20 protein-coding genes and 1 riboswitch are annotated in these 20,865 nt (G+C 54.0%); of the genes, 6 read left to right on the top strand and 14 right to left on the bottom strand.

Features of this window, described 5'->3' with window-relative positions:
- The first annotated feature begins 32 nt into the window (after positions 1-32).
- Positions 33-800 (top strand): DUF1499 domain-containing protein, encoded by a 768-nt coding sequence (locus tag E0L35_RS18780; protein ID WP_009288227.1) that lies wholly within the window; start codon positions 33-35, stop codon positions 798-800.
- 30 nt (positions 801-830) lie between these two features.
- Here E0L35_RS18780 and E0L35_RS18775 read toward each other — a convergent pair whose 3' ends face one another.
- The 5 genes from E0L35_RS18775 to E0L35_RS18755 all read right to left on the bottom strand — a co-directional run bounded on the left by E0L35_RS18775 (position 831) and on the right by E0L35_RS18755 (position 6,215).
- Positions 831-1,193, bottom strand: a complete 363-nt coding sequence (locus E0L35_RS18775) for a ribbon-helix-helix domain-containing protein (RefSeq protein WP_022522547.1) — start codon at positions 1,191-1,193, stop codon at positions 831-833.
- Positions 1,194-1,334: 141 nt separating this feature from the next.
- The gene (locus E0L35_RS18770) at positions 1,335-1,904 is read right to left on the bottom strand and encodes a DJ-1/PfpI family protein (protein WP_022522546.1); all 570 of its coding nucleotides are present in this window, start codon (positions 1,902-1,904) and stop codon (positions 1,335-1,337) included.
- 111 nt (positions 1,905-2,015) lie between these two features.
- On the bottom strand, positions 2,016-4,115 hold the full coding sequence (locus tag E0L35_RS18765; RefSeq protein WP_138801113.1) for a methyl-accepting chemotaxis protein: 2,100 nt from the start codon (positions 4,113-4,115) through the stop codon (positions 2,016-2,018).
- A gap of 45 nt (positions 4,116-4,160) precedes the next feature.
- A complete protein-coding gene (locus E0L35_RS18760; RefSeq protein ID WP_238326088.1) occupies positions 4,161-5,282 on the bottom strand; it encodes an ABC transporter substrate-binding protein in 1,122 nt (373 codons plus the stop codon).
- Between the two features lie 318 nt (positions 5,283-5,600).
- Positions 5,601-6,215, bottom strand: a complete 615-nt coding sequence (locus E0L35_RS18755) for a flavin reductase family protein (protein ID WP_138801111.1) — start codon at positions 6,213-6,215, stop codon at positions 5,601-5,603.
- A 122-nt stretch (positions 6,216-6,337) separates the two neighbouring features.
- Here E0L35_RS18755 and E0L35_RS18750 point away from each other — a divergent pair, with 122 nt between their 5' ends.
- The 3 genes from E0L35_RS18750 (at position 6,338) to E0L35_RS18740 (ending at position 8,029) form a co-directional block, all read left to right on the top strand.
- Positions 6,338-7,285, top strand: a complete 948-nt coding sequence (locus E0L35_RS18750; protein WP_138801110.1) for a D-2-hydroxyacid dehydrogenase family protein — start codon at positions 6,338-6,340, stop codon at positions 7,283-7,285.
- A gap of 97 nt (positions 7,286-7,382) precedes the next feature.
- The gene (gene arfB / locus E0L35_RS18745) at positions 7,383-7,799 is read left to right on the top strand and encodes an alternative ribosome rescue aminoacyl-tRNA hydrolase ArfB (protein WP_138801109.1); all 417 of its coding nucleotides are present in this window, start codon (positions 7,383-7,385) and stop codon (positions 7,797-7,799) included.
- The gene (locus E0L35_RS18740) at positions 7,799-8,029 is read left to right on the top strand and encodes a DUF1289 domain-containing protein (RefSeq protein WP_138801108.1); all 231 of its coding nucleotides are present in this window, start codon (positions 7,799-7,801) and stop codon (positions 8,027-8,029) included. Before arfB ends, E0L35_RS18740 begins: the two co-directional genes overlap by 1 nt.
- Here the strand turns inward: E0L35_RS18740 and E0L35_RS18735 are convergent.
- From E0L35_RS18735 to E0L35_RS18710, 6 genes are all read right to left on the bottom strand, one after another.
- The gene (locus E0L35_RS18735) at positions 7,996-9,060 is read right to left on the bottom strand and encodes a proline racemase family protein (RefSeq protein ID WP_171051193.1); all 1,065 of its coding nucleotides are present in this window, start codon (positions 9,058-9,060) and stop codon (positions 7,996-7,998) included. The genes E0L35_RS18740 and E0L35_RS18735 overlap by 34 nt on opposite strands.
- A gap of 11 nt (positions 9,061-9,071) precedes the next feature.
- Positions 9,072-10,250 (bottom strand): zinc-binding dehydrogenase, encoded by a 1,179-nt coding sequence (locus E0L35_RS18730; RefSeq protein WP_138801107.1) that lies wholly within the window; start codon positions 10,248-10,250, stop codon positions 9,072-9,074.
- A 45-nt stretch (positions 10,251-10,295) separates the two neighbouring features.
- Positions 10,296-10,874: an NnrU family protein gene (locus E0L35_RS18725; protein WP_138801106.1), complete on the bottom strand. Its 579-nt coding sequence runs from the start codon at positions 10,872-10,874 to the stop codon at positions 10,296-10,298.
- 177 nt (positions 10,875-11,051) lie between these two features.
- Entirely contained in the window at positions 11,052-12,020 is a 969-nt protein-coding gene (gene corA / locus E0L35_RS18720; RefSeq protein ID WP_138801105.1) for a magnesium/cobalt transporter CorA, read from the bottom strand.
- Complete coding sequence (locus E0L35_RS18715) at positions 11,992-13,404, bottom strand: sodium:solute symporter (protein WP_138801104.1); 1,413 nt, start codon at positions 13,402-13,404, stop codon at positions 11,992-11,994. Before E0L35_RS18715 ends, corA begins: the two co-directional genes overlap by 29 nt.
- A riboswitch (TPP riboswitch) is annotated at positions 13,394-13,499 on the bottom strand. Its footprint overlaps the gene before it by 11 nt.
- A gap of 124 nt (positions 13,500-13,623) precedes the next feature.
- Positions 13,624-14,205 (bottom strand): peroxidase-related enzyme, encoded by a 582-nt coding sequence (locus E0L35_RS18710; protein ID WP_138801103.1) that lies wholly within the window; start codon positions 14,203-14,205, stop codon positions 13,624-13,626.
- A gap of 178 nt (positions 14,206-14,383) precedes the next feature.
- Here E0L35_RS18710 and E0L35_RS18705 point away from each other — a divergent pair, with 178 nt between their 5' ends.
- A complete protein-coding gene (locus tag E0L35_RS18705; protein WP_138801102.1) occupies positions 14,384-15,076 on the top strand; it encodes a hypothetical protein in 693 nt (230 codons plus the stop codon).
- Between the two features lie 93 nt (positions 15,077-15,169).
- Here the strand turns inward: E0L35_RS18705 and E0L35_RS18700 are convergent, their stop codons facing one another.
- Positions 15,170-16,669 carry a CoA-acylating methylmalonate-semialdehyde dehydrogenase gene (locus E0L35_RS18700; RefSeq protein ID WP_138801101.1) on the bottom strand — a complete coding sequence of 500 codons (1,500 nt, stop codon included), beginning with the start codon at positions 16,667-16,669 and terminating at the stop codon, positions 15,170-15,172.
- Positions 16,670-16,944: 275 nt separating this feature from the next.
- Between E0L35_RS18700 and E0L35_RS18695 the strand changes: the two genes are divergently transcribed.
- The gene (locus E0L35_RS18695; protein ID WP_138801100.1) at positions 16,945-18,015 is read left to right on the top strand and encodes a putative zinc-binding metallopeptidase; all 1,071 of its coding nucleotides are present in this window, start codon (positions 16,945-16,947) and stop codon (positions 18,013-18,015) included.
- On the opposite strand, the gene E0L35_RS18690 is transcribed toward E0L35_RS18695, so the two are convergent.
- Positions 18,012-19,022 carry an alpha-E domain-containing protein gene (locus E0L35_RS18690; protein WP_022522535.1) on the bottom strand — a complete coding sequence of 337 codons (1,011 nt, stop codon included), beginning with the start codon at positions 19,020-19,022 and terminating at the stop codon, positions 18,012-18,014. The genes E0L35_RS18695 and E0L35_RS18690 overlap by 4 nt on opposite strands.
- Positions 19,023-19,026: 4 nt before the next feature.
- Complete coding sequence (locus tag E0L35_RS18685; RefSeq protein ID WP_009288211.1) at positions 19,027-20,508, bottom strand: circularly permuted type 2 ATP-grasp protein; 1,482 nt, start codon at positions 20,506-20,508, stop codon at positions 19,027-19,029.
- Between the last annotated feature and the right edge of the window lie 357 nt (positions 20,509-20,865).

Raw genomic sequence — 20,865 nt, 5'->3', positions numbered from 1 at the left:
AATAGCGAAATACGCTGTGATAAGGAGAGAACATGGTAACGCGACTAACAACGGTACGCCCTCGTGGAGGCCGTTGGCCAGGCGTGCTAGCTGGCTTAGCCATTTTGCTGCTAGCGGTGGCGACCCTAATGATGGCGGGCTCCGGGCCTGCTTATCGGGGCGAATTTATCAGCCTAGGCGAGGCGTTCAACTTACTCCGTAACGGCGTTTATGCCGCTGGAGGAGCAGTCGCGGTCAGTATTGTCACGCTACTGTTTAGCCTGCTGGTTCATCGCTCTAGGCCCGCCTTAATAGCCACGCTGGTTATCGTCGCTGCTGCTGCACTGCTTTACGTACCCTGGCAGCATTGGCAACGCGCTCAACAAGTGCCCGCGATTCACGACATCACCACCGATACGCAGAACCCTCCTGTCTTTGAAGCGTTAGCTGACGCACGAGAAGCGGCGCCTAACGCGGTTGACTACCCGGGCGATGCCACCGCTCAGCAGCAGCAAGCAGCCTACCCTTATATCAAGCCGCTGGTCTTGGACGAGGCCCCACAAATGGTACTCGCTGCTGCACAAGCTGAGGCCGAAGAGGCTGGCTGGCGGATCGCGCGAATTACCGACAATCACATAGAAGCCACCGCGACCACGCGCTGGTTTGGCTTTGAGGATGATGTGGTCATTCGCCTAACCGAGCTTGAGAACGGAGTACAGGTGGATATGCGCTCGGCATCACGTCTGGGTGCCAGCGACGTGGGCACCAACGCAGCGCGTATTGAAAAATTTTTAACGGCGCTGGAAGCGCGACTTGAGTGACCGTTTCAATAATCGCCCTACTCTCTCTTATTAATGCAATGGGTCGCGCGTTTTGCCGCCCTCACGCGCTAAAATTTGCTCAGCATCCAGGGTGGCGATAGGCACTTGATGCTGGGTAGGAATATCACCCGTCAATTGAAGCGCTTGATAACGCAGAGCGCAAACGCGTAAAAACGAGGTAAAGTTACCCAAGTCGTGCCCGGCGTCGATAGATTCATGATAAAGCCGGGTAATCATTTGGGCCGTGTTCATTCCATCACGCTGGGCAATCTCTTCGAGAATGTGCCAGAAGTAATTTTCCATTCGCACGCTGGTAACCATGCCATCGATACGCAGCGAGTGTGTCGCGCTGCGCCACAGCTCTGGGTCGGCTTGAATAAACAGTTTACACATAGGCGCTGTCTCTCGGGGTGTTCGTAACCACACGCATTATCAGGAATCCTCTGATTAGAGCATAGCGGCAATTATTGGCACAGCAAACAAGAGCGCCCAGCGGGTGCTGGGCGCAAATTTCGTTAGGTTAGTGGGCCAAGCTCACTTATTCAGTAGCGCCATAAACTGCGCCAGCCAGGCTGGGTGGGCAGGCCATGCGGGGGCGGTGACCAGGTTGCCATCGGTTACCGCATCGGTCACTTCCAGGTTGGCAAAGTGGCCACCCGCAAGCTCTACTTCCGGCTGGCAGGCCGGGTAAGCGGAGCACTGCTTCCCTTCCAGTACTTTTGCAGCGGCTAATAGCTGAGCGCCGTGGCAAATCGCCGCCACGGGTTTATTGGTCTCAAAAAAGTGCTGAACCATGGTTAGCACCTCTTTGTTCAAACGAAGATATTCAGGTGCACGTCCACCAGGCACTACCAAGGCATCGTAATCGGCGGGATTAATGCTGGCAAAATCGGCATTCAGGGCAAAACGGTGGCCGGGCTTTTCGGAATAGGTTTGATCGCCTTCGAAGTCATGAATCGCCGTCGCCACAGTATCGCCCGAGGCTTTCCCGGGGCAAACTGCATCGACACGATGGCCGACTGCCATAAGTGCCTGAAATGGCACCATGGTTTCATAATCTTCAGTGAAATCGCCGGTGATCATTAAAATGCGCTTGCTGCTCATCTCAGTGCTCCTCTTGGTTATCTTATGGTTATTGATCGAGTGTTTGAGCACACGCAGGGCGTGTTAGATGAGACTAGCAAGCGCTTTCCGACAATAGGTAGTAATTGCTTACTACTGAGTCACTTTCTCCTGCTGCGGAAGCGCTAGATGCCGTTGCCCTGCCGCGTCGCCGACCCGAAAGCGCCCTACCAGTGAATGCATATCACCGGCACGATCATCCAGCGTATGGCTGGCAGTCGTCGCTTCTTGCACCAAGCGGGCGTTCTGGTGTGTCACCTGATCCAGCTGCGAAATTGCCTGGTTGATCTGATCAATACCAGCAGATTGCTCATGGGTCGCCCCAGCAATCTCGGTAACATAGCGCGTCACCTCTCCCAGGCTATCAATGATTTCCTGCAGGTGTTTGCTTGAGGCGTTTACCAGTTGCTCACCCTCGCTTACCTTGGCGACACTGTCGTCTACCAAATGACGAATTTGGGCCGCTTCGTCGGCGCTACGTCCCGCTAATTTGCGCACTTCTTGGGCCACTACGGCAAACCCACGGCCCTGCTCACCCGCTCGCGCCGCTTCAACAGAAGCGTTGAGCGCCAGCAAGTTGGTTTGAAAAGCGATATCGTCAATGGCTTTGATGATCGAGGTAATCTTTTCGCTCGCCTCGCGGATATCACCCATTGCCGCCGTGGTGCGCGTTGATACCTCACCAGCGGCACGGGCGCGCTGATCAACATTACCGCTAGCGTCTTTGGCTTGGTCAGCGTAATCAGCGGTCTGTTTCACCGTGGCCGTGATCTGCTCGAGGCTTGAAGCCGTTTCCGCCAACGATGCTGCCTGCTGGTCAGTACGCTGGGAGAGGTTTTCATTACCGGCGGCAATTTGTCGGCTGCTGGCCGCGATGGCTTCGGCACTTTCACGAATTTGTGCCACCATGCCTTCAAAAGTATTCATCATGTTGTTAAACGCTTGGGCAGTTTGGCCCACTTCATCATTGCGCTTAAGCTCAAGTCGCTTAGAAAGGTCAGCGTTTTCCCCTGCGGCTCCGCTGATGTTTTCCATTTGCTGGCGCATCGCCACTAGCGGGCCCAATACACGCACCATGGTACGCCAGCCAAAGATGGCAAGCAGCGCGATGACGGTCAGTGTGACCATGATCAGTAACGAGCGACCAGCGTTGGCTAAGGTCTCTGCTTGCGTTGCCGCACTACCTGCCTGGGCAACGGTGTAAGCTTCGACATCACTTAGCGCCGTTCGCATCTGCGCCATGGCCTGGGCAACATTAGTGAGTGCCGCTTGCACCTGGGCATTTAACTCTAGCTGCTGTAAACGCAGCTCATAGACAGCGTTGTCATCGGATACCATCAACCCATCCAACTCTACGATGACAGCATCCAAATCACTGATTAGCGCGCGCTGATCTACTTCGGTGCTTGGCGCGTCGGCGATCGCCGCCAGAGATTGGCGAGCAAGCCCCACCTGCTGGGCAATTTCATTGTGGCGCAAGTTAACCAGCGCATCGGCGCTATCCGTTTGCATCATCTGGCGGCCAAGATCTGACAATTGCGCTAATGCCATGCGTGCATTACCACTCAGGCGCCCAATATCCGCTTGCGCGGTAAACATATTGTCGAGCAATTGGGTCGGTAACGTGGTCATGCCATCTTCGCGCCAGGCTTCCATTAACTCGCGCTGTTCGCGGTCACTGCGAACCTGTGCCAGCGCCGTACGGCCGGCAATATCTTCAGCACTCAGCATCACTTGAGAAATAAGCGCCTGCATCGCACTGATGCGTTCGGCCATCTGGGTTTGTAGGCTCAGCTCTTCACGGCGCACTGCTTCCAGCGCCGTATCGCCTTCTAGTAACGTCTCATAATGGCTATCCAGGTCACTCAGCCCTTGCGCTTGATCGACCCCCTGAAGGCCTTTCCGTGCATCACGAAAACGTGCATCCAATGCCGATTGAGTCGTGACCTCGTTGAGGTCATTCACGCTCCCTGCGGCCAGCAAATCCGCATGGCGTTGACCAAATGCCCCCATGGTTAACACCATGCCCATGCTGGCATCCTGAAGCGGCAACACATCATTGGTAATATAACGCTGGGAGTTGATTAGCCGTTGGTTGGTCACCCAACCGGTTGCCGCCAGCACCACAGCGCCTAGTACTGCAGCCAAAAACAGGCTGATCAACATCGCTCGAATACTTAAGGTCTTTTTCATTATCTGTTTTCACTTGTGTCAGGGGACAGACAGGTAACGTAAGCTTTAGGGCAACAGGCTTGCCCATTCCACCGACTCGAAACGGCCGTTTTTAATAATGGTTGGCCATACCGCATCACTGGCTTGATGGTCATTTGGCCCCAAGCTCAACGGCTCTTCCAAACCAATATCAACCGAGCCCAACCCAAGCAGACCATCCACAATCGCCTCACGGTCAGGGTTAGCACCGGCCGCTCTTACGCCCTCAACAAAGAGTTTTGCCGCCAAATAACCTTCCAGGGAAATAAAGTCAGGCTCACTACCACGGGCATGGGTTTCCAGCGCTTTGCGGTAGGCCTCAACGGCGGGTAGGTCAGCATTTAGCGGAGGGACGACTTGGGTAATAATGACGCCTTCGGCCAGATCGCCCAGTTCTTCCATAAGGGCTTGGCTGCCCACAAAGGAGACGTTCAGAAATACCGTATCTGGCAAGTCATTTTTCGCTTCACGAATGAAGTCCGCTGCGGGGCCGTAAGTACCGACGATGATAACAGCGCGAGGTGTTACTGGTGCTTCCAGAATCGTCGCTAAGCCCTGGTGAATATTGCGTGTACCGCGCGTAAAGCGACCATGGGCCAGTGCCGCGATATTGTCGACGCCATGGGCAGTTAATGCCTGGGTGGCGCCATTGTATCCTGCATCGCCAAAGCTATCGTTCTGCGTAAAGAAGGCGATCTCCTCGGGCAAAACACCTGCCTCCAACAGCCCGTCCACCATGGCGGCGGTTTCTTGTACATAGCTTGCCCGGTAGTTAATCACGTAGCGGTCAGGCGGCGTCTTGCGCAGCACACCCGCGCCAGTAAAAGCGCCATACAGCAGCGTTTCATATTCGTTAAAGATGGGAATAGTAACGGTGGCCGTCGGAGTGCCGACATTTCCGATCGCCGCGAGCACTTCATCCTCTTGAATCAACTGTCGGGTATTACTGGCGGCCTGCAGCGGTTTGTACTGATCATCCCGGGCAATTAACGCCAGGGTTTCACCATTAACCCCGCCTGCCTCGTTGACCTCGGCAAAGTAGGTCTCGATACCTTTTTGCATACCCAATCCTAGCGGTGCGGCCCCACCGCTGGAAGGAGCAACAATACCGAAACTCAGCTCTGCCTGCGCAAGAAGTGGAACAAACATCCCAACTGCTAATGCTATATTTAATAAGTATATTCTTAATAAGGCCTTTTTTGACAAGGCTTTTGTTAATAACCCGATTCCCAATCGTTGCATTGACCTGCTCCTTGCTGGCTAGATCATTTCCCCACTACATAAATGGCAATAGCGAATACGTGCAATGGTTAACATCGCACGCGTTCGAAATCACCAACCAGTTCTTATCTCTATCGGCGGGAGGATATACGACTAAAGATTAATTATCGTCGATTACCAAGTAACAAATATTACTTAGATTGTAACAGTTGATATCATGCCCGCCATTAGCGCAAAATTATGCTTTTAAGCAGGTCTTTCGATGGCGAAACGGTCACTGATACGGATGTAATCACTGCCTGCAAGCCGACCAACAGGTTTGAGTCGATCCATATCTACATGGCGACCATCCCACAGCGAATCGTCAATATGGATGGAGACAACCTGAGCCAGCACCAAAGTACCTGCTAGCGGCTGGTCACCAAAGCTAATCATATCGAACAGTTTGCAACCAAAGGCCACGGGAGCGTTGGCAATGCGTGGCACGCTGACCCCAGGCATTTCAGCTTTTTCAAGGTCGGCCAGCGCAAACTCATCCTCTCCTGGCGGCAAGCTGGCGCTAGTGGTATTGAGCGCTTCTATCAACCCTTCACTGCCCACATGTACGACACATTCAGGTACTTCTTTTAAATTGCGCACGGTATCTTTAAGTTCACCGCTACCATTCAGCAGTGGAGAAAACGCCAGCACCGGTGGATTCACGCTGACCACGTTAAAAAAGGAAAATGGCGCCAAATTGGCATTTCCTAGCTTATTCTGGGTAGACACCCAGGCAATAGGCCGGGGGCAAACAGTGCCCGACAGCAACCGATAAATAACCCCTGGGCTTAGTGGGGAATCATCCAATAGGTAGTCGCTCATTTTTGACTCCTGAGTAATGGGTTTAAGCGTATTATCAACCTATAACAGCTATCACTTTACAACAGCATTGCCAGCATAGACGCGTTTTACAAACATATGCTGCCCAGCAAGGAACCGATTCAATGAAGATTGTCATTGCTGATGATTATCAGGACTGTGTGCGCAGTTTAGACGCTTTCAAGCAGCTAGAAGGTCAAGAGGTAAAGGTTTATCACGATACGCTTACTGACCTGGATGCATTGAGCGCGCGCTTTCAGGATGCCGAGGCGTTGGTACTCATCCGTGAACGCACGCCTATCACGGCCGCCCTGCTTGAACGCTTGCCCAACCTGAAAGTCATTAGCCAAACAGGTGGCGGTGCAGCGCACGTGGATATGGAGGCTTGCCGCCGTCATGGCATCACTGTCATGACGGGAACTGGCTCGCCCTATGCGGCGGCAGAATTAACCTGGGGCTTGGTGCTTGCCGCGATGCGCCATATACCCGCAGAGGTCGAGAACCTGAAAGCGGGCCGTTGGCAGCGTACCTTAGGCACGGGCCTTAAAGGCCGCACCCTAGGCATTTTTGGCTATGGCAAAATCGGCAGCTTAGTAGCGCGCTATGGCCAGGCATTTGAAATGAACGTTCTGGTGTGGGGAAGAGAAGGCACCCGCCAGCGCGCTTCAGATGCTGGACTAGAGGTAGCCAAAAATCAGGCTGATTTGTTCCAGCGTGCGGATGTGCTCAGCCTACACCTTCGTTTAAACGACGATACTCGCGGTATCGTCAACGCTGAAACCCTAGACCAGATGAAACCCACATCTCTGTTGGTGAATACCAGCCGTTCTCAGCTAGTGGCACCTGGGGCGCTGGAGCAAGCACTAAAAGTCGGGCGACCCGGTCAAGCTGCGGTAGACGTATTCGATGCAGAACCTGTATTCGAAAACTCACTGCTGGGACTGCCCAATCTGGTCGCCACACCACACCTTGGCTATGTGGAAAAGGATAGCTACGAACTCTACTTTGGCGATGCGTTTAGTAACCTGCTGGCCTACATCAATGGCCAGCCGGTCAACAATCTAGCCAGTTAATTAGGCACGCTAAAACTTGAGCTAAGTACCTAACGAGCACCACCACTATGCCAATTGTGCTAGCCTTATGGGTTCACGAGTAACACAGGGATCATTAATGCTCACCATTTCTAGCAATGTTACCCTGGCTGATTGGGAGATTGATATTAGCCAGATTCGCGCCCAAGGCGCGGGCGGCCAGAACGTCAATAAAGTCGCTTCAGCGGTACATCTGCGCTTCGATATTCTTAGCTCAACACTGCCACCGCTGTACAAAGAGCGCTTAATGGCGCTGTCCGATCAGCGCATCAGTAAAGATGGCGTGGTGATTATTAAAGCCCAGAGCCATCGTAAGCTTGAGCTGAATAAAGAGGATGCGTTGGCACGCTTAAAAGAACTGATACAGAGTGCCACCAAGCAGCAAAAAGCACGCCGTGCCACTAAGCCCACCAAAGGTTCACAGCGCCGCCGCGTCGATCACAAAACCCGTAAGGGCAAAATTAAATCGCTGCGCGGTAAGGTGTCGGCCTCTTAATGACTAAAGACGCCGCACCTCCTGCTCAGCGCCCCCTTTCGCCCTGCATACAAATCTGTCAGATTGAACCAACAACATCGGTGTGCGAAGGGTGTGGTCGCACGCTGGATGAAATTGCGGTTTGGGGCAGCATGACCGAGGCCGAAAAGACCCCGGTATGGGAACGCTTAATAGCCGAAGGCTATGTTTCTAGGGGCTATGTTTCTAAAGGCAGGGCTTCCGGCGAGTGACGGTCGCGCAAGATATGGTGTAGCTCGCCACACGCGACCATCGGGTCATCACAGTTAATCACAATATCCGAGTGGGCCAATACATAGCTGCGGCCAGTAATGGTATTTTCCACTACCTGGTAAGCCCCTTCCTGATGGGTGCCAATGAAGGTGCCGATAAACCCCGTCTCACGCAGTGACACCGTCTCTAGCTTATCACCTACATTCAAACGCCCTTCGTAGTTCATTAGCGCTAGACGTGCCGAGGTGCCGGTGCCCGTTGTGCTGCGGCAAATAACGCCTGGATGAACGTAGGTCGTTGACCGTGAACGTGTATACCCCTCCCCTATCTGCTCTTCAGGCCCCATAAAGTGCAAAAATGGCAGAGGCCCCACATCGCCCAGAGTGTAGTGAGAAAAGCCCCGCTGCGCTTTTATTGCCTCAACAATTTTGTAGGCACACTCTGAAAGTGCGCGCTCCTCATCACGCACCAACTTAAAGCCCAGCTCGGTTGCATCGACCAAGGCGTAAAAGCCACCGCTATAGGCGATCGAATAGGTGACTTCGCCAATCCCCGGCACTTGAATCGTATCGCGATAGGTATCGATATAGCTGGGAAGGCCGCCACAAGTAACCGACTCCACCACACCGTTATGCACCTTCGCTTCGATTTGCACTAGCCCCGCCGGCGCTTCAAGCTTAAAGCGCTGTATGCCTTCCTGCTTGGGCACAATGCCGCTCTCCAGCACGGCCGTGGCGGTACACAGCGTGTTGGAGCCAGAGTAAATAGGGTACCCCATCACTTCCATAATGATGTAACCCGCCACCGCCTCAGGGTGAGTGGCCGGCACCAACAAGTCGACCGACATTTCCGGGATGCCGTAGGGCTCTTCGAGCAGCAGGTGGCGCAAACCGTCGGCGTCATCACGCAGGTACTCCATCTGCTCGCGAACGGTGGCGCCAGGCAGAATATCAATCCCCCCTGTGACGATACGGCTAACGTCACCACCGGCATGAGTGTCCATTAGCTGGATGGTATGAAGGTTATGCACTAGCGGCGCTCCTAAACGGCAGAAGAAGGATTTTCAAGGGCGAACGGCGCACCGTGAGATGCCCACTGAGCATCGGGAACAAGCACAATTTTGCCCAGATAATTGCTGCCCCGGTTAACAAAATAGCGCTCGGCGGCATGCAGGTCAGAAAGCTTAAAAGCGGCGTGAAGTACCGGATTTAATTCCCCACTGCGAATCCACGCCACCAGCTGTTCGGCCTCTTCGCGGGTGCCATGGGAAACGCCAAATATCTGTACTTGGTAAAGGTACACGCGGGTCCACATCATTTCGCTAAGGTTGCCACCGCTGGCACCAGCAATGGAGAGACGGGGGTAGCTCTTACGCCCCTGCATATCGACAATCATGGTGTCGATAAACAGGTTGGTCATCTCACCGCCGACCAAGTCCATCACCGCATCGATTGGCTTACCGCCTGTGGTTTCCAGCACTCGGTCAACAAACGTCGGCAGGTCGCCACGATCAATGACCGCTTCTGCGCCTAGTGCTTTGAGCGCCTCGGCTTTATCTAACTGGCTAACGGCATACGGAACCGCTCCCACAATACGGCAGAGCTGAATGAGCGCGGTGCCCACACCGCCACTAGCACCACTGACCAGCACACGCTCGCCAGCACTCACCTTGGCGGCAGTCATCATGTGGTAAGCCGTTTGATAAGAGCACATGCCCATTGAGGCCAATTCAGCGTCGTGAAGCTCGGGGTTGGGCACGTGATAAAACTGATCAGCAGGCACAGCGATATACTCAGCAAAGCCGCCGTCGGCTCCATGGCCATAGTAATCCGGTGTTAGATTAATATCACGGCGTTCATCGGCGTAAATATTAAAATCCAGCAAACCTCGCTGACCAATGCGCCCGGCGTCAACGCCCTCTCCCACCGCCACTATGCGGCCTGCGACGTCAGCGCCTTGAATACGCGGGAAAGTTAAGGTTGGCGTACCACCCATGGCAAAGGAGGTAACATCGCCTTTGTCCTTGGTAGGGTACAGCCCTTCACGCGCCTTGCGATCCGTGTTGTTCTTCGCCGTGGCGGTCACCTGCACCAGCACTTCGCCCGCCTTGGGCTGCGGCGTGGCGACATCCTGATGGTATTCCAGCTTTTCGATACCGCCATGTCCGATCAAAAGCATAGCAGCCATTGTGGTGGGCACCGTGTGTGTTGTCTCGGCCATGGAGTGACTCCTAGGTTGGGCTAACGTCAAACTGCTAAAAATAGATTAGCTAAAAACAGGGACGCCAATCAGTACTGTGTGCAAGTAAAAGGCAAACACCACATACGCTACCAAGCCGACGAGTACGGTAACAATGGTGGCCATTTTATGGGTGCTGATGGGCGCGGGCGGTGCAAGACGGCCACGTTTTTTGGCGGCTTTGAACGCCAGGATAGCCCAGATAAGAAAGGCAGCAAAAAAGATAATATCACCCAAGCGACCGTTGGCCAGCAGGTGAGCAAAAGCCCAGACTTTCACCGCCAGCATCATCGGATGGCCAAGTTTGGCCTTAATCGCGTTATGCGGAATGTATGCCGCCATCAGCATAATAAAGGCCGGCACCATCAGCAGCGCCACCGCATGGCGCATTCCCATTGGCGGGTACCAGATATAGATGGGATCAAGGCGCATCTGGCCAAAACCGTATATAGCAATGGCCAGGCCAACGATGGATACCGCCGAATAGGCGACTTTCCAAGTGGTTTCGCCGTGTTTCGCAATCTGCTGCTGACGCCAGTTTTCAGCAAAGATACGTACAGAGTGGCTGCCTAAAAAAATCAGCAGCCCGATAATCATAATCGTCATGGAACAACTCCCAGTGAAAACGCTAGTCGACGGCTTTATGCCTTATAGTCTTGGTCGCTGGAGAGGATGCCACACTCAGCCACCGACCACCTATGCATGGGTCAACTTTTTGTTTCCTGGAGTCGTTCTATGGGGAGACTAAACCCCGTCCTTAAAACCTGTCCTTAAAACCTGTCCTTAAAACCAATGCTTGCGCTTAAATAGCCAAATCATGACTCCCGCAATACCCAACATGGCTCCCCAGACAAAAAAGTAGCCATACTGATAACGCAGCTCGGGCATATTTTCGAAGTTCATACCGTAAATCCCGGCAATAAACGTGAGCGGCACAAAAATCGCGGTAATCACCGTGAGCACCCGCATGGTGATATTTAGCTGGTGGGAGGAAATAGAGATATAGCCATCGATTAGGTCACCGCAAATGTCGTAGTACATTTGGGTCAATGTGTAGAGGCGTTCGAAGCGATCCGCTACATCGTTGATGGCGTGCAGGGTTTCGCTCTCTTCCCGCGGTAAATGCTCATAGTCATAAGCGGTGAGTTCTTGGGTAATCCCCTGGTGGTAGCTAAAGATGCGGCGCATTTTAACCAGCCGGGAACGGTAAGTGATGATCTTGCGCATTAGCACATCATTACCATTTTCCAGCAGCTCGTCTTCCAGATCGCTTAACGCCGTTTCGAACTCAAGCAGGCTATCGATATAAAAGCCCGCAGAAATATACATCACCCGCAGCGCGACATGTTCCGGCGAATGGGCCAGCAAGGCTTTACCGTGCTCGTTGAATAGCCGTTCTATGGAGAGCGCTTGGCCGGGATGGAGGGTGACCAGAAATCGCTCCCCCACAAAGAAACAGACCTGTTGAGGCAGATAGTTTAGTTCGGCATCAAAGGAGGAGATGCCACGATAAATAATCAAGGTGTGATTATCAAACTCTTCAATTTTTGGCGGATGGCGCTCTTTGTGGGCATCTTGAATCGCCATGGGGTGAAACTCAAACGCCTCTAAAATCGCCCGCTCGCTTTGTTGGGACTCGCCCTGCATATCGATCCAGATATGGCTGCCAGGCGTCTCCTGCCAGACAGCCAACAGGCTTTCATCCCCCTCGTGGGTCTCACCTTCAGGGGTAGTCAGAAGAGTTCGAATCATGGATGTCCTTGCGAATAGCTAGCGTTAAGTAGGCTAACAGCACACTCACCAGCGTTGAGGCGATTAACGCCCCGACGAATGGCCCCAAGGTAGGGACACTGCCCGGAAAACTGGCGGCCACCATCCCGGCGACCAAGCTTCCTTGGCTTAACCACCCTGGGAGAATGGCACCCAGCAGCCCCGCGATGCCACCTACAATGGCGGCCAGTGGCGTCATTCGTTGCCACAGGCCCAACAGCACAGGTACCACAATGGCAGCACACAGCAGGTCGGCAATCAAAAACAGACGCAGTACTGACAACCCCTGCAAGGCAATTAATACCACCGGTACCATTACTACCACTGTCACCCAGCGGGCAGCCACCAGTGATACGCCCTGCTGCTCGCTGCGCGCGACCACCAACGAGGCAATACCATTTTGCAGCGTATCAACGCTGGAGGCCACCAAGGTCACCGCTAATACCAAGGCGGGTAGCGTCAGCCAAACAGGAGCATCACTTAACAGGGCAAAAAATGGCATCGGCGGCTCGCCTAATGGCACACCACTCATCGCGGCCAATACACCCAGACCACCAATCACCATGACGACGACTACCGTCATTGCGCCACCTAACCATGCCCCGCGCCCCAGGCTTTGATCGTCTTGAGCGGCCCACACGCGCTGCCAATAGCCTTGATGGAAGAGATTGGCCGCGGTAACCGCGATCACTAGCGTTAACGCTACGCTGAGCGCACTGGTGATGGGAATGGCAGAAAGCGCAGCCTCGTTGGGAATAGTGGGAAGCCGCCATAGGGCCATGCCACCGACCACACACAGCAGTACCAGTAACAACCACGCCTGCCAACGGTCAGTGGCAAGGCTGGCCCGTAGACCACCTGCCGCAGTATAGATGAGCGTGGTAAGCGCCACGCCAATAATCACCAGTGCGGGGGGCACATCGGAAAGCAGCGCGGTAATGGCGCCAATAGCGGTTAGCTCGGCAGCTAAAAAACACGCCATATAGGCGATTGATACCAGCGTTACCCAGCGCCTTACACCAGGGCCATAGCACGCTTCGGCAAACTCGGCGATGCTGCGCCCCTCGGGCAGCGCCCGGCGAATCTTCGGCCCATACAGTCCTAAGACGATAAACGGCAGCGCAGAGCCTAATGCATAGCCTGCCAGGGCCATCGGGCCAACAAAGGCGCCGATTTCAGGAGGAGCAAAGAGAATCCATGCGCCCATGCCGGAGGCAAGGAAGGAGAGCCCCAGGGTAGATGCCGTTTGCGAGTTACGGGCGGTGACATAGTCATCAAGTGGGCCATTCACCCAGCGAGCCCGGAGGCCTAAGTAAGCAAAGCAGCACAGCGCCGCACCAAGCACGGCTAACGTTAGGTAAAGCATGTCGCACTTCCTCCGCCGGTACGAACCGGATCAGGTTCCAGGGTCTGCGTAGCCGCATCTCAGCCCTTTTATGCAGGGCTCCCCTGGCGACAGTGAATGTAGGTGTTTTGCTAAGCGCTTTTTCTAAGTACGTTTTTGGGTACTTTTCGAAGCGCTGTCTCAAGAACTATTCTCAATCAAAATCATAGCTTAGTAAAGTTAAGGGGCGCTGGTCGCCTCTTAGCGAGGCACTCGCCCCATCAGGTAGAACTCCTCATTGGGTGGCGTACCTGCCAGGGTAACCAACCGATTCGACAAGCCAAAAAACGCCGCGATCGCGCCTATATCCCAGCAATCCTCTTGGCTAAAGCCTACTTCCAGCAGGCGGGCAAGCCATTCATCGGTCATTTCACCCACATCGATGGCACAGTGCATGGCGAAATCGAGCATCACCCGGTGGCGCTCGCTAATCGGCGCCACCCGATGGTTGATCGCCACTTGGTCAGCGAGTAGCGGGTCTTTACTGTAAATGCGCACCAGTGCCCCGTGAGCAACCACACAATATAGGCAGCGATTACGCGCGCTGGTAGCCACTACAATCATCTCTTTTTCGGCTTTGGTGAGGGTATCTGATTCGCGCTCCATCAACGCATCGTGATAAGCAAAGAAAGCCCGAAACTCCGCAGGGCGATGGGCCAACATCAAAAAGACATTGGGCACAAAACCCGCTTTCTCCTGAACGGCCAAAATGGTACTGCGAATATCGTCAGGCAGGTCATCCAATGTTTCAGGTACGTTAAAACGACTTAATGATGAAGACATGCTCACCTCTTTATTGTTAAGTTTAGCCATCTCATAAAAACGGCTTAGCGGTTGCGTAACAAAAAGCTAAATTACGAGGCTTTTATTAAGCCGCCCTAATCGCCATACTGAAGATTCGTTCTGTGACAAAAAAACATGCGCTACTCTTAATAAACAGTTCGTTCAAAGGGACACTGTCATGAGCCATAACGAAGCCAAGGAACATACCCCCGGTCGTCTAAACGAGCTGTTTACTGACCCTTACCGAGCATTTGAAAATGATACCCATGAGCGTCAGCTGCACATTCGTATCATGCTGCATATGCTACTTGCCCGCCCAATGAAGCGTGATCAGATGACCCTTCGTGTTATCCATGGCTGGGAAAACGGCGGGTTTGAGCCCGAAGACCTACAGCATGTCGACTACCCCCTGGGTGGAGTACCTGATTTTAAGCGCGCGGTACAAGCTTTTGAACACGCCTCAAAGCACAACACGCCGCTACCTGCCGACAAAAGCGCCATTCTTGCTGCCCCACTCGCCAATGCAATTGCAGACGCCGAAGCCGAAGGGCAAAACCTTACCAACGATATTCGCGAGACCCCTGCGCGCTGGCCAGCCTTTGAGGGTGGTTTGGCACTATATACGCTGTTTAAAATGTACCATCGGCTGATTTATGGCGAAGATGACACCTACCGCTGCACGCAGTGTGTAACTCCGCTGGGAATGCGCGAAATACATGAGTTTCACCTTGAAGAGGGTGAGTTTGCTCTACTCGTCCCCCCCGCTGAACACTTCATGCAGGGAGAGTCGCTGCTTGTGCTGCATGAAAGCCAACTCGGCCCCATTGAGCAACTGCTTGAAGAGAGCCTCCCGCTGTTTGATAACTTTTAAGCTAGCCGCCTGGCTTGAAGTTTTGCCAGGCGGTTAACCGCCCCCTTTAGCAACTGGCCCCGCTCAAAGCGGAGCCAGTTAGCGCCATTTTGTTTAACCCAGCGAAATCGTGCTATTAATACCGCTGGAAACATTCTCGGGTTCAAACCAACGTGCCGTTACGGTTTTGGTTTGTGTCCAGAACGCGATCGCCTGCTTACCGTTAGGACCTAAATCACCTAGTTTCGAAGCCCGCGAGCCGGTGAAACTGAAATAGGCAACCGGTACCGGAATTGGCACGTTGATACCAATTTGGCCAACGTCTATATCGGTTTCAAACCGGCGCGCTACCCAACCCGAGTTCGTAAAGATAGAGGTACCGTTGCCGTTAGGGTTGGCATTGATAAAGGCAATCGCCTCATCCAGGGTTTCAACACTGACCACACACAGCACGGGGCCAAAAATCTCTTCGCGATAAATGCTCATATCGGCGGTTACATCGGCAAACAGGGTCGGCCCCACGAAGTTACCGTTGGGGTAACCCTCTACCTGAACCTTGCGACCATCAACCATCAGTTTGGCGCCCTCTTTCTCCCCTGCATCGATTAAACGTAGTACACGATCACGGGCAGCAGGTGACACCAGCGGGCCCAAGTCCGCATCGAGCTGGGTGCCCGGGCCGACTTTCATTTCACGCGCCGCATCAACGATATCGCTCAGCCACTCACGCGCCTCGCCCACCAGCACTACTACCGAGTTAGCCATGCAGCGTTGGCCCGCAGCGCCAAAAGCTGAGCCCAGCAGGTTGTTGATCGCTTGACTACGGTTAGCATCAGGCATAACCACACAGTGATTCTTGGCGCCCATCATCGCCTGCATGCGCTTGCCCGCTGCTGCTGCACGGTTATACAGCAGCGACCCCACATGGGTAGAGCCGATGAACGAGAGCGCTTTGATATCCTGATGATCGGCAATTTGATTGGCCACGTCCGGGCCACCGTGCACTACGTTGAGCACGCCCGCTGGGATACCCGCTTCATGGGCTAGCTCCACTAAGCGCATGGTGGAGCTGGGATCCTGTTCGGAGGGCTTAAGCACAAAGGTATTTCCGGTGGCAATCGCCAGCGGGAACATAAAACAGGGCAACATAATCGGGAAGTTAAAGGCGGTAATCCCAGCCCCCACCCCCAGCGGCTGGTGCATGGTGTAAACGTCTACCTCGTTGGCAGCGTTTTCGGCTAATTCACCCAACTGCAACGAAGTAATCGAACAAGCGTGCTCTACCACTTCCAGACCACGACCCACTTCGCCTTCCGCATCGGGCAGGGTTTTACCATGCTCTTCAGTAATCAGTGCCGCGAGTTCAGCGGTATTGTCGCGAATCAGCGCTTGCAGCTTGAGCATAATGCGCATGCGCTTCCCCAGCGGCACTTTACGCCACTCCTTGAACGCTTCTTTGGCACTACTGATAGCGCGTTCTACTTCGTCAGCGGTACAGAATGGCACTCGAGCCACTACTTCTTGCGTCGCAGGGTTGACCACGTCGCGCCACTCCTGGCTCTGTGACTGGACAGGCTGGCCATCGATATACATGGGAATTTCGCGAACGGACATAGCGTTGCTCCTATTTATGGTTGTGGTTGTTATGGTTGCAAGTATTAAAAAAAGCTGTTTTTAAAACGCATCGCGGTAAGACAAGTACACAGGGTATAGCAGCAAGTTGACGTTAACGTCAACCAAGTATCTCATGAGTAAACAAAATCTACGCCAGAACGTCAATTAGCCTTTCCATTGTGATACCGCGCTGGCTATGCTTCGGCTAATCAGTGCGCCGCAGGCTTGCGGATCGCCCACGGCGAAAGCTCGTGTTTAAACACAGGGAATTATCTATGCAGACCTTTAGCTGCCGCTGTGGCAATCCGCTGTTCTACGAAAATACCCACTGCCTTGCCTGTCAGTCAGAAGTAGGTTGGTGCCCTGCTTGTAGCAATATCGTGGCCATTGAGCCCTTGGATAACGGCGGCTATCGCTGTACCCACCCAGGTTGCAATACGGCGCTATTGAAGTGCCACAACTACGCCGTTGAAAATGTGTGCAATCGCCTAGTAGTGATGGAGCACGGCCAAGCAGACACACTCTGCGACTGCTGCCGTTACAATGAAGTAATACCCAATCTCACTATTGCCGGCCATCGCGAGCGCTGGGCGGCACTAGAGGCAGCGAAACGGCGCCTTTTTCATACTCTGGATCTACTTAAACTTCCCCACGGCACCAAAGACGATGACATTAGTGTGCCGTTAAGCTTCTCATTTATGGCCGATGCCCTGCCCGACCAGGGCTTATGGCGCTCCACCGCCAAGCAGGAGAAGGTGTATACCGGCCATGCATCGGGGCACATCACCATCAACGTCAAAGAAGCCGACGACGTTGAACGCGAGCGCCTGCGGGTTGATATGAATGAATCCCACCGCACGCTGATTGGCCACTTCCGCCATGAGATCGGCCACTACTATTGGGATCTATTGGTTAAGGATCGCGATGAAGAAACGTGTCGTGCAGTATTTGGCAACCACCACCGGCCAAGCTATACCGAAGCGTTAGAGCGTTACTACCAGCAGGGAGCCCCCGGCGACTGGCCCAACCGCTTCATCTCCGCCTACGCCACCATGCACCCTTGGGAGGATTTTGCCGAAACGTTCGCCTATTACTTGGACATGGTCGCCGTACTGGATACCGCACTGCACATGGGCATTACCCACGTTGAGTACGACGGCAGTCTGGAGAGCATGCTGATTGCCTTTCATCATGTAGGGATGGCAGTGAATGAGCTCAACCGGGATATGGGCCTGCTCGATTTGGCCCCAGGGGTGCTTGCCCCGGCGGTGCGCGAGAAGCTGGCGTACCTGCATCAAATCGTACAGGCCGCCAGCCCGCTAGAAAGCGACTCCACCACTGGTTAGTCGTTATCGTTATCCCCCGCGTGGCTTTGACTCTGGCTCTGACTCTGAGTTTGGGTAACGCGGGGCACGCTGTCGTCATTCACAAAGTAGGTTGCGCTAAGCGTATCGTGGATAGCGGCAAAGCCGATCTGCAGTTCGTCGATAAACAGGTGCAGCTTGCTGGGTGAGTGGGCCAGCGCTTGAATATCGGCATCCACCACATCGGCGCGCACCAGTGAAACGGTCGCTGCCGGTCGATCCTGTCTTGGCAGTAGCGTCAGCTCATGGCCCAGCGTCTCCAAGCTGCAGGCAATGGAGCGTGGCAGATTAGGATCTTGCAGCAAAAAGCGCAGCACATCCGGGCCCCGAACGCGTAAGCGTACCTGCTGACGGTACATTTGGTAGGCGGTGAGCGATTTGAGTACGCTCATCCACTGCAGGTTTTCAAACGGCAGTAGCTCTTCAGGGTTTTGCGGCAGCAGGCTGGCAGAGCGCACATCCACGATGCGAGTAGTCATATCGGCCCGCTCTAACTGACGCCCCAGCTCAATAAAGGTACGCGCAGGGCCATGGCTTAACGTGCCTTCAATCAGGCCCGTCAACGCCTGGCAGCTACGGATGACGCTTTTGAGAAAGCTATCGCGACGGCGTGGACTAACACCGTTTTCGGCATGATCAGCCACGCTCAGATAGAGCTGGTTAACCTCTTCCCAAATCTCCCGGGGCACCACATCCCGAGTGGTTCTGAGGTTCTCACGGGCACTGGCAAGCGCAGAGATAATCGAAATATCATTGTCAGTATCAGCGCATAAAAAGTGCACCACATTGCGTTCATCAAAGTCTTTATGGCGTGCGGTAAAGGCTTCCAGACTGCCGGTCATTTCGATAAGGGGTGCCCAACCGAGCGGTAAGCGACCCGGCAAATCGAGCATAAGGTGGCTATTGACACTCAGCAAACGGGCAGTGTCTTCCGCACGTTCAATATAGCGCGCCATCCAGTAGAGGTTCTCTGCAACGCGTGACAGCATGGCGTTAGGCTCCTTTCACCGCGGCCGCTGCCGCCTTATCGTCGGTTTCTACAATCCAGGTGTCTTTACTGCCGCCACCTTGAGAAGAGTTCACCACCAACGAACCCTCTATCAATGCCACGCGGGTTAGTCCACCGGTGGTGACATGGATTTCTGGCCCCGAAAGAATGAAGGGGCGCAAATCCACATGGCGCGGCTGCGGTAATCCATTCGCCAGCGTAGGCGTGGTCGACAGTGCCAGGGTCGGTTGAGCCATATAGTTGCGCGGGTTCGCCTTAATCAAGCGGGCAAACTCTTCGCGGGTCTCTTTGGTTGAGCGTGGGCCAATGAGCATGCCGTAGCCCCCCGACTCATTGGCCGGTTTCACTACCAATTCATCCAGGTGGTCGAGTACATAGCGGCGATCGTCCTCGAACATACACAGGTAGCTGGGCACGTTGGGGATCAGCGGCTCTTGATCGAGGTAGTAGCGAATCAACGCGGGAACAAAGGCGTAAACGACCTTATCGTCCGCCACGCCGGCCCCCGGAGCATTGGCAAGTGCTACTTTCCCCGCCCGCCAGGCGCGCATTAGGCCCGCCACCCCCAGCATGGATTCCGGGTTAAATGCTTCCGGGTCGAGAAACTCATCGTCTACACGGCGGTAAATAACATCGACCCGGCGTAGCCCTTCCACGGTGCGCATGTACACCACATCATCGTCATCAACGAGTAGATCACTTCCCTGCACCAGCTCGACGCCCATTTGCTGGGCAAGATAGGCGTGCTCAAAATAGGCAGAGTTGTAGATCCCGGGGGTCAGTACCACTACCTGGGGGTCATCACCTGGCCTTGGCGACATCGCCGCCAGCATGTCGTAAAGCTGAGCCACATAGTCATCAACGGGCAAAATCTTGCCTGAGGCGAACAACTCCGGCAGTACCCGCTTGGTGACATTGCGGTTTTCCAGCATGTAGGAGACACCGGAAGGAATGCGTAAGTTATCCTCCAGCACGTAGAGCGTCCCGTCGCCATCGCGCACCAGGTCAGAGCCACATACATGAGCCCATACGCCGTGAGGGGGGTTAATGCCAACACACTGGGGGCGGAAATTAACCGATTGTGCCAGCACCTCGGCGGGCAGTACTTTGTCCTTAATGACTTTTTGATCATGGTAAAGGTCATCGATAAATAGATTCAGCGCCTGCACGCGCTGCTTAAGGCCTGCCTCGGTTTTACGCCACTCACTGGCGGGAATGATTCGCGGCACAATATCAAAGGGCCAGGCACGGTCAATCATCGCGCCTTCAGAGTAGACGGTGAAGGTAATCCCCATGGTACGAATAGCGATCTCCGCCGCGGTTTTTCGCTCCGCTAACTCCTCGGCGCTAAACCTTGCCAACATGTTGCACAATTCACCCGCTGACTCGCGTGGCTGACCGGGAGCGGCCATCAGCTCATCGTAGTAATCACGACACGCATAGTTATTCCAATTCACTTGGCTCATGGGCGCTCTCCTGGCGCTGGGGTGGAAGCGGCAACTTCCTCAATGCTCAGTGTAGGCCTGCCGCGTGCAAAACAATCAAACAATTGAGAGCAAAATGCGTACCATCTTTTGCGATATTTCAACGTTCACTTACTTAAACGCTACTTGACAGAGAGCACGAGAAAATTAAAGCGCTTTTATGCGCCGCATTGGTGCATAAAAGTGGCGTCAAATTGGTGCGCAAAGCGCTTTCCACTTTAGTTAAACGTCTTAGTTAAGATAGCGGCTGCAAAAAAGTAAAAGTGGAACGATACTTGCGAAACGTTCGGTTATTCCTTAACCCAACCGACCAGCCGGTTAATAACGGTTCTTTTGAGG

Origin of the sequence: Halomonas sp. ATBC28, from assembly GCF_005937175.1 — a bacterium.
Lineage (GTDB): Bacteria > Pseudomonadota > Gammaproteobacteria > Pseudomonadales > Halomonadaceae > Vreelandella > Vreelandella titanicae.
Note: the sequence above shows the minus strand (reverse complement) of the source record. Positions and strands in the feature narration are given on the sequence as shown.